At 65.5% G+C, this 15,333-nt stretch carries 10 protein-coding genes; 3 read left to right on the top strand and 7 right to left on the bottom strand.

Translation table 11 applies throughout. The features are described from left to right. Positions 1–2 precede the first annotated feature (2 nt). Positions 3–1,316, top strand: coding sequence for an MFS transporter (locus A9D14_RS16170; protein ID WP_066850222.1), 1,314 nt, complete (start codon positions 3–5; stop codon positions 1,314–1,316). Here A9D14_RS16170 and A9D14_RS16165 read toward each other — a convergent pair. The 3 genes from A9D14_RS16165 to A9D14_RS16155 are packed head-to-tail and all read right to left on the bottom strand — an operon-like array spanning position 1,297 to position 5,557. After that, a complete protein-coding gene (locus A9D14_RS16165) occupies positions 1,297–2,532 on the bottom strand; it encodes a TetR/AcrR family transcriptional regulator (RefSeq protein WP_066850219.1) in 1,236 nt (411 codons plus the stop codon). The genes A9D14_RS16170 and A9D14_RS16165 overlap by 20 nt on opposite strands. A gap of 50 nt (positions 2,533–2,582) precedes the next feature. After that, the gene (locus tag A9D14_RS16160; RefSeq protein ID WP_083988165.1) at positions 2,583–4,319 is read right to left on the bottom strand and encodes a class I adenylate-forming enzyme family protein; all 1,737 of its coding nucleotides are present in this window, start codon (positions 4,317–4,319) and stop codon (positions 2,583–2,585) included. Between the two features lie 59 nt (positions 4,320–4,378). Next, positions 4,379–5,557: an acetyl-CoA C-acyltransferase gene (locus tag A9D14_RS16155; protein ID WP_066850697.1), complete on the bottom strand. Its 1,179-nt coding sequence runs from the start codon at positions 5,555–5,557 to the stop codon at positions 4,379–4,381. Positions 5,558–5,772: 215 nt separating this feature from the next. On the opposite strand from A9D14_RS16155, the gene A9D14_RS16150 reads away from it, so the two are divergent. Beyond that, positions 5,773–7,008: a serine hydrolase domain-containing protein gene (locus tag A9D14_RS16150; protein WP_066850216.1), complete on the top strand. Its 1,236-nt coding sequence runs from the start codon at positions 5,773–5,775 to the stop codon at positions 7,006–7,008. A gap of 64 nt (positions 7,009–7,072) precedes the next feature. Here the strand turns inward: A9D14_RS16150 and A9D14_RS16145 are convergent, their stop codons facing one another. The 3 genes from A9D14_RS16145 to A9D14_RS16135 form a co-directional block, all read right to left on the bottom strand. Further along, complete coding sequence (locus A9D14_RS16145) at positions 7,073–10,000, bottom strand: TonB-dependent receptor domain-containing protein (RefSeq protein WP_232468986.1); 2,928 nt, start codon at positions 9,998–10,000, stop codon at positions 7,073–7,075. Positions 10,001–10,056: 56 nt separating this feature from the next. Further along, positions 10,057–11,466, bottom strand: coding sequence for a carboxylesterase/lipase family protein (locus A9D14_RS16140; protein WP_232468984.1), 1,410 nt, complete (start codon positions 11,464–11,466; stop codon positions 10,057–10,059). Positions 11,467–11,766: 300 nt separating this feature from the next. Beyond that, complete coding sequence (locus A9D14_RS16135; RefSeq protein ID WP_066850214.1) at positions 11,767–12,945, bottom strand: amidohydrolase family protein; 1,179 nt, start codon at positions 12,943–12,945, stop codon at positions 11,767–11,769. Between the two features lie 287 nt (positions 12,946–13,232). Between A9D14_RS16135 and A9D14_RS16130 the strand changes: the two genes are divergently transcribed. After that, complete coding sequence (locus A9D14_RS16130) at positions 13,233–14,090, top strand: acyl-CoA thioesterase (protein WP_066850205.1); 858 nt, start codon at positions 13,233–13,235, stop codon at positions 14,088–14,090. A 9-nt stretch (positions 14,091–14,099) separates the two neighbouring features. On the opposite strand, the gene A9D14_RS16125 is transcribed toward A9D14_RS16130, so the two are convergent. Continuing rightward, on the bottom strand, positions 14,100–15,182 hold the full coding sequence (locus A9D14_RS16125; protein WP_066850694.1) for a Zn-dependent alcohol dehydrogenase: 1,083 nt from the start codon (positions 15,180–15,182) through the stop codon (positions 14,100–14,102). Positions 15,183–15,333 lie beyond the last annotated feature (151 nt).

The raw sequence follows: 15,333 nt of genomic DNA, 5'->3' as shown, positions 1-15,333 counted from the left end.
GCTTGGAACCTTCAGAAGACGCACCGCAGGACCCGGTCGCGGCGAACGCGCGCTTTGTCGAGGAGAACCTGAAGCGCAACTATGTCGCCAATTTCATCCATGGCGTGCTTGGGCTGACCGGCTTTCGCCTGATCTATGCACCCACGATCATCCCCGCCTATCTGCAGATGCTGACGGGCAGCGCCGCCGCGGTGGGGCTGGGCAGCGCGCTGCTGCAACTGGGCGCCACAATCTCTCCCATCGCGGCGGGGACGCGGATCGAGCATCGGAGCCACATCCTGCCCTATGCGATCCGCATCGGCACGATGATGCGGGTGCAGATCCTGGGCCTTGCGCTGACCGGCTGGCTGCTGACGGGGGTGTGGGAAGCGGCGCTGGTCTTCCTATTCCTGTTCGTGCTGGGCTTCTTCAATGGGGCGCAGCGGGTCGCCTTCCAGATGCTGATGGCCAAGCTGATCCCGATCCGCAAGCGCGGGCGGCTGCAAGGCTATCGCAATCTTGCGGGCGGGGCCATCGCGGCGGTGCTGGCTTGGGTCGCGGGGACCGTCTTCATCGAGGGCGACGTGCTGGGCAACGGCTATGCCACCACTTTCCTGACCGCCTTCGTGCTGACGTCGATGGGGCTGGTCGTGCTGAAAACCATGATCCGCGAGCCTGCGCTGGTCTTTCCCCGCCCGCAGCGCCCGTTTCGCGAAAGGCTGCGCGAATTCCCGCAACTGATGGAGGACCGCGATTTCCGCTTCTACCTTGTCGCGCACAGCCTTGGCACCGCGGCGCGGGTGGGGGCGCCATTCTGGACGATCTATGCGGGCACGCGGCTTGGGCTGGACGGCGCGCTGATCGGCAGCCTGAGCCTGCTGTATCTGGGCGCGGATACGCTGTCGAACGTGATCTGGGGCAATGCGGGGGACCGCTGGGGCTTTCGCGGGGTCTATGCCGCCTCGCTCGCCTGTTCGCTGGCGGGGGTTGTCCTGCTGCTTGTCGCGGGAGGCGAGACGGCGATCTATGCGGCCTTCGTCCTGCTGGGCGCGGGCGGTTCGGGCTGGATGCTGGCGGCCGGCACGATGGTGCTGGAATTCGGCGAGGAGAAGGACACGCCGATGCGCCTCGCCTTCGTGACCACGGTGGAGGGCGCGATCGCCGCCCTCGGCCCGGTGCTGGCGGGCGTGACCGTGGCGCTGGCCGGGTTCGTGCCGCTGTTTGGTGCGATCATCGTCGCATTACTGGCCGCGCTGGTCGTGCTGCTGGCGCGGGTGCGCGAACCGCGTCACCTGCCCGCCGCGGCGGCGCAGGGGATCAATCCGGCGGATCCGTGAACAGCCCGGCGGTGAAGACCCAGCCGTAATAGCGCACCGCCTTGGCCGGATCGTCGAACCGCTCGGCCCAGTGGCGCGCTTCATATGCAGAGTTCAGCGTCGACATGATCACCTGGCTGGCGATCAGCGGATCGACCGGCCGGATCGAGCCATCGGCGATCCCGTCGATCAGCATGCCCGCAAAGCGCCGCGCCAGCCGGTTCGACCGCGTCACCACATCCTCGCGCTCCTCGCTGGGAATGGCGTGGAGCGCGGTGGTGCGCAGCAGCGGCATGCCGTCGAAGAACTGCAAATCGATCAGCTCGGCCAGCGTGCTCGACAGGCGGGTCCAGTAATCGGCCTCAAGCGCCTGTCCGGCAAGCTGCACCGCCGCCAGCCGGTCATAGCTGCGCTCGAAACAGCTAAGCACCAGGTCGTCCTTGGCGCTGTGGTGGTGATAGAAGCTGCCCTTGGTGACGTTCAGTTCTTTTGCGATGCGATTGACCGACGCGCCGCGATAGCCGCGCTGGTTGATCATCGCGGTCGCGGACCTCAGGAACTGGTCCAGCGTGTTCGCCTCGCCCTCGTCATCGGTGCGCCAGTCGCGGCCCAGTGGCTGCGGCTGCCATTCGCCGGGGCGGGCCGCAATGCCGTTTTCGAGGATGTCGAACCAGCGCTCCTCGATCCGGTCGAAATCGTGGGTGGAATAGCGCAGCGACCAGATCGGCCACCAGAACACCGATTCCAGCAGCGCGTGCGCGCGCGCGGTGTTCAGCGCCTTGCCCATCGGGTCCTTCGCGGGGCCGAAGAAATCGCGCAGGCAGTGCGAGATGCGGCGGAAATGATCCAGCAGCGGCTGCTGCGCATCCTCGTCCAGCGTGCGCATTTCGGCCAGCACGGTGATCAGCCCGCGCTCGCCCCGGCGGATGCGTTTGCGCAGTTCGATATTGGCGTGCAGGAAATGGCGCACGCGTGAACGCGGATCGGGCTGCGCGCCCGCCTCGGCCGCCATCGCCTCCAGCCGGTCGAGAGTCGCTTCGTATACCGCGACGACCAGCCTTTCCTTGCGCCCGAAATAATAGGTGATGCTGGTGGCGTTCAGCCCCACCTCGGCCGCGACATCGGCAAAGGTCATGCCCTTGACGCCAAGCTCGTTGATCAGCACCGAGGCGGCGTCGATGACGTCCTGCCGCTTTTTCTCGAACCGTTCGGTTTCGGCGCTCGCCTTCACTGCCATGTCTTTCCTGGTCCGCGCGCCCCTCGATGCGGCCTTTCGGCCAAGAGGTCTCAGCCGCTCGACGGCGGCCGGACCTCGCCCGTCGTCGCCTTTTCCGTAGCGCCGTCAAGCAGATGTTGCAATTCGCCCTTCAGGATCTTGCCATTGGCGTTGCGCGGCAGGGTTTCGGGCGAAAAGCCGATCCTGACCGGCACCTTGAAGCGGGCGAGCCGCTCGCCCACCCAGGCCTGCAGCTCCGCCTCGCTCGCGGTCTTGCCGGGGGCGAGATACACGACGGCGGCGGGTTCCTCGCCCAGGGTGGGGTGGGGCAGGCCGACCAGCGCGGCGTCGGATACCGCTGGATGGTCGTAGAGCACGTTCTCGACCTCGCACGAATAGATGTTCTCGCCGCCGCGAATGATCATGTCCTTGGCGCGGTCGACGATGAACAGGAAGCCTTCCTCGTCCATGCGGCCCAGGTCGCCGGTGCGGACCCAGCCTTCGATGAAGCATTCGGCGGTTTCCTCGGGCTTGTTCCAATAGCCTTTCACCACCTGCGGCCCGCGCACCCAGATCTCGCCCACTTCGCCGGGCGGCAGTTCGGTCTCGCCGTCCTCGCCGGTAATCTTGATGTCGACGACCGCCACGGGATGGCCGCAGCTGTCGGGGCGGTTGAGATAGTCCTCGCTCGAATGGCTGGTGACGGTCGCCATCGTCTCGGTCATGCCATATCCGTTGCTGGGCAATGCGCCGAATTCGGCGTGGATGCGGCGGACCAGTTCGGGCGCGGCGGGGGCGCCGCCATAGGCGATGGATTCGATCGAGGAGAGGTCGAACCTGTCCCTCGCCGGGTGGTCCAGCAATTGCCATGCGATGGTCGGCACGCCGCCGGTGGCGTTGACCTTCTCGCGCTCGATGATGGCGAAGGCTTTTTCCGGGTCCCAGCGGTACATGTAGACCGCGCGGTTGCCCGCGACCACGCTGCCCATCAGGCTGGCCGAGCAGGCGGTGACGTGGAACAGCGGTATGACGACCAGCCCGGTCTTCTTCACCGGCTCGGGCGGAACCTCTCCCCGGCGCAGCGCGGCGCAGGCGACCGCATAGGCGCCCGACAGCACATTGGTGGTGATGTTGCGATGCGTGCCCAGCGCGCCCTTGGGCATGCCGGTGGTGCCGCTGGTGTAGAATATCGTGGCATCGTCATCGGGCAGAATCGAGACATCGGGCAGTTCGCGCGGGGGCAGAGAAGTGTAATCGGGCGGCGTGCCGATCAGATCCTCCAGCGCGGAGGCCGGAGGCGAGAGCGGCGTTGCCGCGCGCGAGACGAGCGCGCGTTCCAGACCGGGCAATTCGCCCGCATGCGGCGCGATGCGCTCCCACCGCTCGTCGTCGCAGATCAGCACCTTGGCGCCCGAATCCGACAGGCCATAGGTAAGTTCCGCGCTGGTCCACCATGCGTTGAGCGGCACGATGATCGCGCCGATGGAAGTGGCGGCGAAGAAGGCGACCGGCCATTCGGGCAGGTTGCGCATCGCCAGCGCGACGCGGTCGCCCTTTCGGACGCCCAGTTCCTGCAAATGATGCGCCAGGGTGGCGACGGCGCGGAACCAGCCGTCGAAGGTGACGCGCTCATCCTCGTACACCACGAATTCGCTGTCGCCATGTGTGCGGCCCGCCAGCGCGATGGCGCGCAGGCTGGGCGGGGCGTTCTTCCAGGTGCGCAGGCGCACGCCGCGGATCTCGACCTCTTCCATCTCGAATCGCTGGCCGGGCGCGGTCAGGATCTCGCGGCATTGCCGGCGGCTCATGGCGGGCCAGCCGGCGGGGGGCGTCCAGCGGGACGTGTCCAGTGCGGTCGTTTCCACGGTCAGAGAACCTCGAACAGCCCGGCCGCGCCCATGCCGCCGCCCACGCACATGGTGACGACGACATATCGGGCGCCGCGCCGCTTCCCCTCGATCAGCGCATGGCCGGTGCAGCGCGCGCCGGTCATGCCGAACGGATGGCCGATGGAGATCGAGCCGCCGTTGACATTGAGCCTGTCGTCCGGGATCCCCAGCCTGTCGCGGCAATAGAGCACCTGCACTGCGAACGCCTCGTTCAGCTCCCACAGGCCGATGTCGTCCATCGAAAGGCCGAACCGGTCCAGCAGCTTGGGGATCGCATGGACGGGGCCGATGCCCATCTCGTCTGGCTCGGTCCCCGCGACCGCCATGCCGACATAGCGGCCCAGCGGGGCAAGCCCGCGTTCCCTGGCGACGCCGGCCTCCATCAGCACCGCGGCGGAGGAGCCGTCGGACAGCTGGCTGGCATTGCCCGCGGTGATCGTGTGCCCTTCGCCCATCACCGGCTGCAGCGAGGCGAGCCCTTCCAGCGTGGTGTCGGGGCGGTTGCAATCGTCCATGTCGATCGTGACTTCGCGCTGCGAGACCTCTCCCGTCGCCTTGTCGGTGACGTTCATGGTGGTGGTGACGGGCACGATCTCGTCATCGAAGCGCCCGGCCTTTTGCGCGGCGGCGGTGCGCTGCTGCGATCGCAGCGAATATTCGTCCTGCGCCTGACGGCTGATGCCATAGCGCTTTGCGACGACCTCTGCCGTGCCGATCATCGGCATATAGGTGGCGGGATGCATCGCGATCAGCCCTTCGTCGGGCACGATATTGCTTTTGCCCGACCGCAGCGCCGAGATCGATTCGACGCCGCCCGCGATGCAGATGTCCATGCGGTCGACGATGATCTGCTTGGCGGCGGTGGCGATGGTCATCAGCCCCGACGAGCATTGCCGGTCGATGGTCATGCCCGCGACCGTCACCGGCAATCCGGCGCGCAGCGCGACCAGCCGGCCCATGTTGGGCGCCTGCTGCCCCTGCTGCATCGCCGCGCCGATCAGCACGTCGTCCACTTCCTCGCCGGAAAGATTGGCGCGCCTTGCCGCCTCTGCCACCGACCATGCGCCCAGCTGGACGGCGTGGGCGGCGTTGAACGCACCGCGCACCGCCTTGGCCAGCGGTGTTCGCGCGGTCGATACGATCACGGCTTCGCGCATCGTGAACCTCTCCTTGGATGTTGTGTTGTTGACCCGCATCTTGATCGGAGAGCCCGCCGAGCGCAAGCCCGGAAATCATAAAAATGAAGAACGGGTATGTTTTTCTAGTCGCGAGTGATTAGAGTGATCCCCGCAGAACGATGCTTTCAGGTCCGGTTGCACCCGATCGGGCCATCGCGCGGAATGAAACAAGGGTATGTAGCGGGAGAGAATATATGTTCGACATCACCGACCCGGCGCAGCTGGGCATGGATGCCGCCCGGCTGAAGCGGATCGACAGCTTCCTGAAGGAGCACTACATCGACAGCGGAAAGCTGCCGATGACGCAGGTTCTGGTCGCGCGCGAAGGCACGCCGGTACACTATGGCATGCAGGGCCGGATGCGCGAGGACGGGACAGAAATGCGCGACGACGCGATCTTCCGCCTCGCCTCGATGACAAAGGCGGTAACCTGCATCGCCTTCATGCAGCTGGTCGAAAGATGCGCGGTCGCGCTGGAGGATCCGGTATCGCGCGTCATTCCCGAATTCGCGAAGCTGGGCGTCTATGCGGGCGGCGGCGGGGCGGTGCCCTTTGCGCCCACTTTGCCTGCGCACCCGATGCGCTTTGTCGACCTGATGACGCATATGTCCGGGCTTACCTATGGCTTCCAGAACCGCACCAATGTCGACGCCGCCTATCGCCAGCACAATCTGGACCTTGCGCGCGGAGAGATGGACGGGGACGAATATGTCGCGAAGCTCGCCGCCATCCCGCTGGATTTTCATCCGGGCGAGCGCTGGAACTACTCGGTGTCGCACGACGTGCTGGGCATCGCGATCGAGCGCCTGTCGGGGATGAAGCTGGGCGAGTATTTTGAAAAGCACATCTTTGCCCCGCTGGGCATGACCGATACCGCCTTCCATGTGCCGCAAGACAAGCTGGATCGGCTGGCCGATGCTTGGGCCTATCAGCCGGGCGGCGCGCCCAGGATGATCGATCCGGGTGCCAGCAGCCGCTTCGCGAGTCCCGCGAAGTTCCAGGGCGGCGGCGGCGGGCTGGCCGGGACGATGGCGGATTACCAGCGCTTCGTGACGATGCTGGGCAATCGCGGATCGCTGGACGGCGCGCGGATCGTGGCGCCCAAGACGCTGGCGCTGATGACTGCGAACCATCTGCCGGGCGGCAAGGATCTGTCGCAGATGTCCGAAAGCCTGTTTTCCGAGGCGAGCAATGCAGGCACCGGTTTTGGTCTGGGTTTCGCCACGGTGATCGATCCGGCCCGCACGCTGATGCCCGCCAGCAAGGGCGAATTCTATTGGGGCGGGGCCTATTCGACCGCCTTCTTCGTCGATCCGGTGGAGGCGATCACCATGGTCTTCATGACGCAGCTCTATCCTTCGAACATCTATCCGCTGCGCCGCCAGCTCAAGACGCTGATCTATGCGGCGCTGGACGAAAGCCGCGCCTGACGCGCAAAAAAAGGGGCCGGGTGCGCGTAGCCCCGGCCCCATCTCGGTCTCGTCCGGAGTGGAGTCAGAACGAGACCCTGGCACCCAGCCGATAGGTCCGGCCAAGAGCGGTGCCGATGAACGGATCATAGCTGTATTCAAGGCGCGCGAGCGGTGGATCCTGGTCGAAGATATTCTCGACCGAGGCGCTGAGGCGCAGCTGGCCTCCCTTTATGTCAAAGGTGTAGGCGCCCAGCAGGTCGTTCTTGAAGAAGGACCCTACCGTGCCCGCGAACGGATCGTCGGGCGTGCGATTGTCGGTCACCCCGTCGATATAGGTCATGTTCCAGGTCAGCGACGCATTGCCGAACCGTGCCGAGGCATAGCCGTTGGCGCGCCAGGGCGACACGGTGCCGGGGGCGCGGTTGTAGTTGGCGAAGCCCTTGGCGTCGTATCCTTCCGAAAAGGTCAGCCCTTCATAGACGAAATCGGTGAAGTCATATTCCAGGGTATAGGTCGCGTTCGCGCCCGCCGAGAGGCCGAAATTGCCGAAGTCGCGCACATAGCTGAGCGAGAAGTCGAGCCCGCGGGTCGTCACGTCGGGCCCGTTCACGGTCAGCGTGCGGATGCGCGAGATGTCGTCGCCGATGGTCGTGCCCTGTTCGCACACGCCGCCCGCGAAGGTGACGAACTGGGTGAAGGGGCTGGAACAATCGGCCAGCTGGTTGCCGCTGGTCCCGCCCGGCGCGACCGCGGCGGCGATCGCCTGGACCGGCAAATCGGTGAAGCGTCCGTTGAACTCATAGGTCCAGAAGTCGACACTTGCGCTGAAGCCGCCGAATTCGACCACGGCGCCGACGTTATAGGTCAGCGCGGTTTCGGGATCGAGGTCCGGGTTGCCGGTATTGTCGGTCGCCTTGTAATTGTTGCCCAGCACGTCGATGCCCGCAACACCGCTGGGTCCGCCCAGCGTCAGATTGACCGGCAGCGGCCCGCGGAACGTGTCGCCCACCGATCCGCGCAAAGTCAGCCACTCGGTCGCCGCCCAGCGGGCCGACAGCTTGGGATTCAGCGTCGATCCCACCGGATCGCCGTAATCCTCGTAACGCAGTGCGCCGATCAGCTCGAAACCGTCGAACGGCTCGATCCGCGCCTCGGCAAAGACGGCATAGACGCTCTGGTTCAGGCTGTCGGCGGGATACTGGCCCAGGAAGGTGAACGGCCCGGTCGGAAAGTTGTTGTCGTCCGGATCTTCCAGGCACGAAAAATCGCCGTCGTTCACGCAGGGGTACAGCAGCGGATCGCTGAACCGGTTGATCGGCTTGTTGCGATAGTCGGTATGCCGGTACTGCCCGCCGAACGCATAGTCGAGATCCATGCCGAACAGGTTCGAATAGCCGTTGAACACCATGTCGAGGATGAATTGCTCCTCGATCCCGGTGGTGCCGCTGGGCTGGCGGACCCAGTCGAGCAGCGCGGTGCTGTTCTCGTTCCCCGGAACATAGCCCGGATTGTCGAGGCCGAGCGCCGGATTGCCCGGTGCGGCATTGATGAAGGGATTGAAGAACTCGCACCCGCCCACGCCCGGCACGCCGCCGGTGCAGTCTTCCCCGCCAAAGCCGAACAGCGCCGACTGCAGCCGCTGGCTGATGAAGTCGAGCGAATAGGCCGTGCGCGTGCTGCGCAGGAAGGTGCCATAGACCTGGCCCGAGAAATCGTCGGAGAAATCATGCTCGAGCCCGCCGACGACGCGCCAGCCGTTGTTCTCGGCCCCGCCAAGCCCCGCGCCGCGCGGATCGGTAGGGCTGCCGCCCAGCGCGAAGGGGCGGAACAGATAGATCAGCGCGGCATTGGGCGCCACCGGCAGCGTGCCGGGGGCAAAGGTCTGGTTCAGGAAATCGCCGAAATAGGGATTATAGGCGGGCACCACGAATTGCCCGATGCTACCCGGCCCGTTGGGGCCCGACGTGATCGGATAGCTGGGCGAATATCCCAGCGAATCCGACGAGGTGTGGGCATAGATCGCCTCGGAATGGAAGCGGGTGCTGTCGCTCAGATCCACGTCCAGCTGGCCGTAGAACTGATAGCGTTCCTGGTCCTCCACCAGATTGACGAAGGGGATATAGGAGTAGCGGCAGACCGCGCCCTCGTCGATGCCGCCCAGGCTTTCGCATGCGTCGACCAGCTGTCCGTCCTGTGCAGGCCCCGCGATCGGGGTGCCGTTGAACAGCGGGATATAGATGCCCGGATTGCTGACCGGGGAATAGCCCGACGGATTGTCCGAAAACGCCTGCTGTGTGAAGTCGCGCTCGGTCGTGGGCAGTTCTGACCGGCGCTGATAGCCGGCGCCCAGCATGATGTTGGCATCGCCAAGGTTCTTGCCGAACAGGATCGATCCCTGCCAGTCGCCGTCGGACCCGTCGATGAAGGTATAGTTGCCCTCCACCTCAAGCCCGTCGAAGCCGCGGCGGGTGACGAAATTGGCGACGCCCGCGATCGCGTCCGAGCCATAGGTCGATGCCGCGCCGTCCTTCAGCACCTCGATCCGGTCGAGCGCGAACATCGGGATCAAATTGGTGTCGACCGCGCCGTCGCCGGGTTCGGGCATGTAGCGGCGGCTGTTGAACAGGACCAGGGTACGCTCACGCCCCAGGTTGCGCAGGTTGAGCGAGCCGACGCCCTGGCTGTTGCCCGCACCGTACTGGTTGGAATCGCCCAGCGAGGTGCCGACCGACGGCAGCGTCTTGATGAATTCGAGCGGGCTTTCGATGCCGCGCACCTCAAGCTCCTCTACCCCGAACACGTCCACGGGAAGCGCGCCGTCCTCCTGCTCGCCCACGCGGAGGTAGGAGCCGGTGACCACGATCTCGCGCGGGGCCGGTTCGGTCCGCAGCGGCTGCGGATCGGCGGCGATGGCCGCGTCCGCGTCCTGCGCCATGGCGGGTGCTGCCAGTCCCATCGACGCCACCGCGCCGATTGCCGAACCGAGCAGGTAATATGATTTGACCTTCATCCTGTCCTTCTCCCACTTCCCTGTAATGGGCCGATCATGGGTCGGCCTCTGTCGGTCTAGTTGCTGGCGGTTTCCTCCGGCCCGTCGGGCAGATCGGCGGCGGGGGCCATCGCGGGGCCATCCGTTTCGAAGATGGCGGCCTGCCGCGCTGCACCATAAGGTTCCCACACGAAACCGTCGGCGCAGCGTATCGCGCGGCTGTCCGCGGGCATCTTGTAGAAGGCGGTCCAGCACGACTGCATCTTTTCCGCCAGCGCCCGGTCGGCGGCATCGGCGTCGGGGCCGCCCCAGCTGGAGGTGTCGATGGAATCGAAGCTGAACATCAGCTCGGCCGAGTGGACCGGGCCCTGCGTCCATTCCGCCTGGCGGAAGGCGGGCACATGGTCGAAGCGATAGAGGAAGGCGGGCGCGCCGCTGTCGCCGGCCAGATCCGCCACGATGCGCGCATTGCCAAAGCCGCCTTCGCCCGCATTGGTGCCGACCATGACCGGCACGTCCTGCTCGGTCCCGGCCTTCAGCGCGTCGATCGTCGCGTTGGGGTTGTACGCATTGGTCGTGAAATAGAAGCCGCGCATCAGCGACGGGGTCGCCACCAGCGTCTGGGCCGAGACGCTGCGCAGATCGTCGGCGCTGGCATCCGCGCCCAGGCCGATGTCGCCCAGCGCCTTGACGACGGCCTCGCTCGCCTCGCGCTCGTCGCGGTCGGGGCGCAGCAGCGATCCCGACTGGATCAGCGCCTTGTGATAGAGCCCCTCCGCCGCGGGGAGCGAGAGCAGGCCGGTGACCAGCCCGCCGCCCGCCGACTGGCCCGCGATGGTGACATTGCCCGGATCGCCGCCGAACGCCGCGATATTGTCGCGCACCCACTCCAGCGCGGCGACCGCGTCCATCATCGCGTAATTGCCGGTGCCTTCCGCGTCCCCTTCGGCGGCCAGCGCGGGGTGGGTGAAATTCGCCATCGAGCCGAGGCGGTAATTGACGTCGACCGTGATCACCCCGTCACGCGCATTGGCAGTCCCGTCATAGGAGCCGAGGCTGCCCGCGCCGAGGAAATAGGCCCCGCCGTGCAGCCACACCACCACCGGGGCGCCGCTGGCATTCGCGGGTGCGAAAAGCGTGAGGTAGAGGCAGTCTTCCGACTGCGCGCCCTGAACCCCGCCGAAGTTCGGTACCGATGGATCGGGATCGACCGGCTGCGGGCAGGCAGGCTCGTTCGCGGTTGCGGTACGGATTCCGCGCCAGGCCGGAACCGGCCGCGGCGCTTTCCAGCGCAGCGGTCCGACCGGCGGTGCTGCATAGGGTATGCCGCGAAACACATCGACCCCGCCCTGCGAATCGCCCGAGAGCGAACCTTGTTCGACATCGACGACGACGGGCGTGGGCGAAGGCGGCATCTGCGCCCGAACCGCAGGGATGGCTAGGATTGCCGAGCCGCATGCAGCAGCCGAGAGCAGCCTGACGATCATACCTTCTCCCATTCGTATCGGGAGTATGCATAGCACAAAGATTGCCGCTGCCAACCCATAAATAGAATATAGGGTATGGCAATTTCGAAGAGGGACGCTAGGCAAGGACCGAGAGCGCGGGCGAAAGTCCGAATACCGGGTTTCGCGTGCGGGAGAGAAGGTGGCTGGCGTATGCGTGTGATGGGCCGATCCGCTCGGCGGTATGGCGGAAGAAGGGCGCCCGGACAGGCAAAGGGGCGCGCCGCCAATGGCGACACGCCCCCACGATCCGCCCCAGGGCGATTCGCGCCTGCCGCTGCCCTATTCGGCGGCGACCGCCACCGCCTGGTCCTCGCGGAACAGCATGTGGTCGTAGTTGGAGCGGTAGAACATGTCCTTCACATCCTCGTCGAACCCTTCGAGCGAGGCTTCGAACTTGCCGAACGGGTCGCGCGTCCCTTCGGGGTGCGGATAGTCGCTGGAGAACATATAGAGTTCGGGCACGCTGTCCTTGATCATGCAGCCAACGTCCTCGTTCGGGAACGGGGTGAAGCGCACGGCGCGCTTGATGTAGTCCGAAGGCTTCATGTCCATCGACTGCAGATAGGGATCGGACTTCGAGAACGAGACATAGCCGTGGTCCAGCATGCGCAGGAATTCGGGCACCCATCCCGCGCCGCATTCGATCACCCCGCCGCGCAGGCCGGGAAAGCGCTGGAACACGCCATCATAGACCAGCGCGGTCAGGAATTCCTGCGGCGCGTACCACAGGCACATGAAATCGGGGAAGCGCAGGTTCTCGCCCCCGCCGTGCAGGTCGGGCGAACGTTCGCGCCCGTTGTTCATGTAGCCTTCGGGCTGGCGCTTGGTGCCCGGCCCGATGTGCAGCTGGAACGGGATGCGATTGTCCTGCAGATATTGCCAGAACGGGTCGAGGTCGGGATGGCCCGGCGAACGTCCGCCCGCCGCCTCGGCGGAGAACATCACCGCGCCCGCGCCCTTGCCGACCGCGAATTTCGCTTCTTCCAATGCGCGCTTCGGATCGTCCAGCGGGCAGAACGCCACCGCGACCAGCCGTTCGTCCGCGTCGCAGAAATCGATCTGCGCCAGGTTCAGCGCGCGCGCCGCGGCATAGGCCTGATCCTCGGACTTGGCGCGGGTGATCGCAGCGAGGCCGAAGGTCGGGAACACCAGCTGGCTGTTGAAGCCCAGCCAGTCGAGCGCCTCGACCCGTTCCTCCTTGTCGAAGCCGCCATAGCCGAGCCAGCCCTTGGGCCCCTCGATCGGATTGGCGGCGACCTTGGCGCGTTCCTCGGGGTTGGTCTTCCGCGCCTTGGCCGCGTCGATCATCTTGACGATCCGCTCGCCGCCCTCGCCCCTGGAATACACCTGCGAGTATTTTTCCTTGTATTCGCCCTCGAGATAGGGGGCCAGCCAGTCCTGCGTTTCCATGGTGTGGGCATCCGCGTCATTGACGATGCGCCCGCCGACATAAGTCATAAATCTCTCCTGTACGTGCTTGCTGTGACTTTCCAAGCATCGGCTAAAGTAGAGCGAGAGTCAAAAGATTTTCTTGCGCGGTTCTGGATGACGGGCATGGGGCGGAGCTTTATCTGAAAACAGGTATTATATCAGTTGAATAGGTTGTCTTGCCCCAATACGCTCCGCATGACGTGCCGAAGGTCCTGCCGATCCAACGGCGCGAATCACCTTTGACAGCAACGGCGATTTAAGACAGCCCAACAATCAAATGGTGTCAGTGTCAAAACACGCGAAAGGGAGAACGAATGCTTGATCTGAGCGGGCTGCTGGTGCCGGAGAAAACCGGCGAGGGCCTTTATCGGGGGCCGACGGGGCCAAGCTTTGGCAGCCGTCTGTTCGGCGGGCAGGCCTTTGCGCAGGCGCTGATGGCAGCCTCTCTGGCCGAGAGGGAAGGGCGGCTCGCCCATTCGGCGCATGCCTATTTCCTCAAGGCCGGGGCTGCCGCCGATCCGATGGATCTGTCGGTGACGCCGCTGACCGAGGGGCGCAGCTTTGCCACCCGCCGGATCGAGGGGGCGCAGGGAAATGGCGTGATCTTCACCATGGTCGCCTCGTTCCACCGGGCGGAGCAGGGCTGGCGCCATGCCGCCGACATAAGCCCGCCGATCGGCCCGGAAGAAGCGCAGCAGCGTTTCGACGAATGGGCCGAGGCCAATCGCCACGGTCCGCTCGCCCGCATGATCGACCGGTTCGCGGAGCGCCCGGTCGATGTCATCCCCTTCGACCCCGCGACGCTGTATGGCAGCGCGCAGGCGCAGCCCGCGTCGGGATGGTGGATGCGCCTGCGCCGCCCGGTAAAGCCCGATCCGGTATTGCAGCGCGCCGTGCTGGCCTATGCGTCCGACATGATGTTCCTTCGCACCGCGCTGCTGCCGCACGGGGTCAGGCCGGGATCGCCCGATGTGCAGTCGGCCAGCCTGGACCACACGATCTGGTTCCACGAAACGCCGCAGGTGAACGACTGGCTGGCCTTTGTCACCGACAGCCCCTGGGCCGCCCATGCCTGCGGGCTGAGCCGCGGGCACGTGGTCGACCGCGATGGGGCGCTGATCGCGACGGTCATGCAGGAAAGCCTGATGCGCCCGCGCGAACGAGAGGGCTGATCGCCGCCGTCAGTCGAAGGTGATGACCGATCGCGCGATGGCCCCGCTCTCCATCTCGGCGAACGCCTCGTTGACCTGGTCCAGCCTGATCCGGCGCGAGATCATCTCGTCCAGCTTCAGCCGCCCGCTCATGTAGAAATCGACGATGCGCGGAATGTCGATCGGGAACTGGTTCGATCCCATGAACGACCCGCGGATCTGCTTCTCCTTGAGGAATTCATAGCCGTTCAGCGACAGCTTCTGCCCCACCGGGATCATGCCGATGATCGTGGCAATGCCGCGCCGCCGCAGCATGCGGAACGCTTCCTCTGCCGTGGCGGTCAGGCCGATCGCCTCGAACGCATGGTCGACGCCGCCCGCGGTCATGGACAGCACCTTTTTCCACACATCGCCGTCCGATGCGTCGACGAAATCGGTCGCGCCGAATTCGCGGGCGAGCTGTTCCTTGGACGCGACCCGGTCGATCGCGATGATCCGCCCGGCGCCCGCGATGGCGGCGGCATTGATGGTGGCAAGCCCGATCCCGCCGCAGCCCAGCACCGCGACGCTCTGGCCGGGGCGCAGCTCGGCGGTGCGGATGACCGAACCGTAGGCGGTGGTCACCGCGCATCCGATCAGCGCCGCCCGGTCGAGCGGCATGTCGGGCCGGATCTTCACGCAGGCATGTTCGTGGATCAGCAACTGCTCGGCAAAGGCGGAAAGGTTGAGGAACTGGGTCATCGGCCTGTCGCCGGTGCCCAGCCGCGGGGCCTCGTCCCTGGCGCGCTGCAGCTCCGGCTCCTCGCACAGCGACAGATGGCCCGACACGCAGAACTCGCAGTGCCCGCAAAAGGCGGAAAGGCAGGTGACGACATGGTCGCCCGGCTTCACCGTGCGCACTTCGGAGCCGATCTGCTCCACGACCCCGGCACATTCATGGCCCAGCACGGTCGGAAGCGCGGCGGGATAGTGGCCTTTCTGGAAATGCAGGTCGGAATGGCACACGCCGGTGGCGATGGCGCGGATCAGCACCTCTTGCGGGCCGGGCTTGGAAATGGCGACATCCTCTATCTCCAGAGGGGCGCCGACGGCGCGCAAAACGGCTGCTTTCATCATCTCTCTCCCAAAGGTTGATTCGCAAAATAATAAATCAGGCACGCTTGCCAAGCACGTTTTTCCGTGGAATTTTGAATTTATCGAAAATAGCGTATGTAAATCGCGATAGAACGGGCGACTCGCTGCAAGGGTGCGCTACGCCATAGGG

Origin of the sequence: Croceicoccus marinus, from assembly GCF_001661675.2 — a bacterium.
In the GTDB taxonomy this organism is placed as follows: domain Bacteria; phylum Pseudomonadota; class Alphaproteobacteria; order Sphingomonadales; family Sphingomonadaceae; genus Croceicoccus; species Croceicoccus marinus.
Note: the sequence above shows the minus strand (reverse complement) of the source record. Positions and strands in the feature narration are given on the sequence as shown.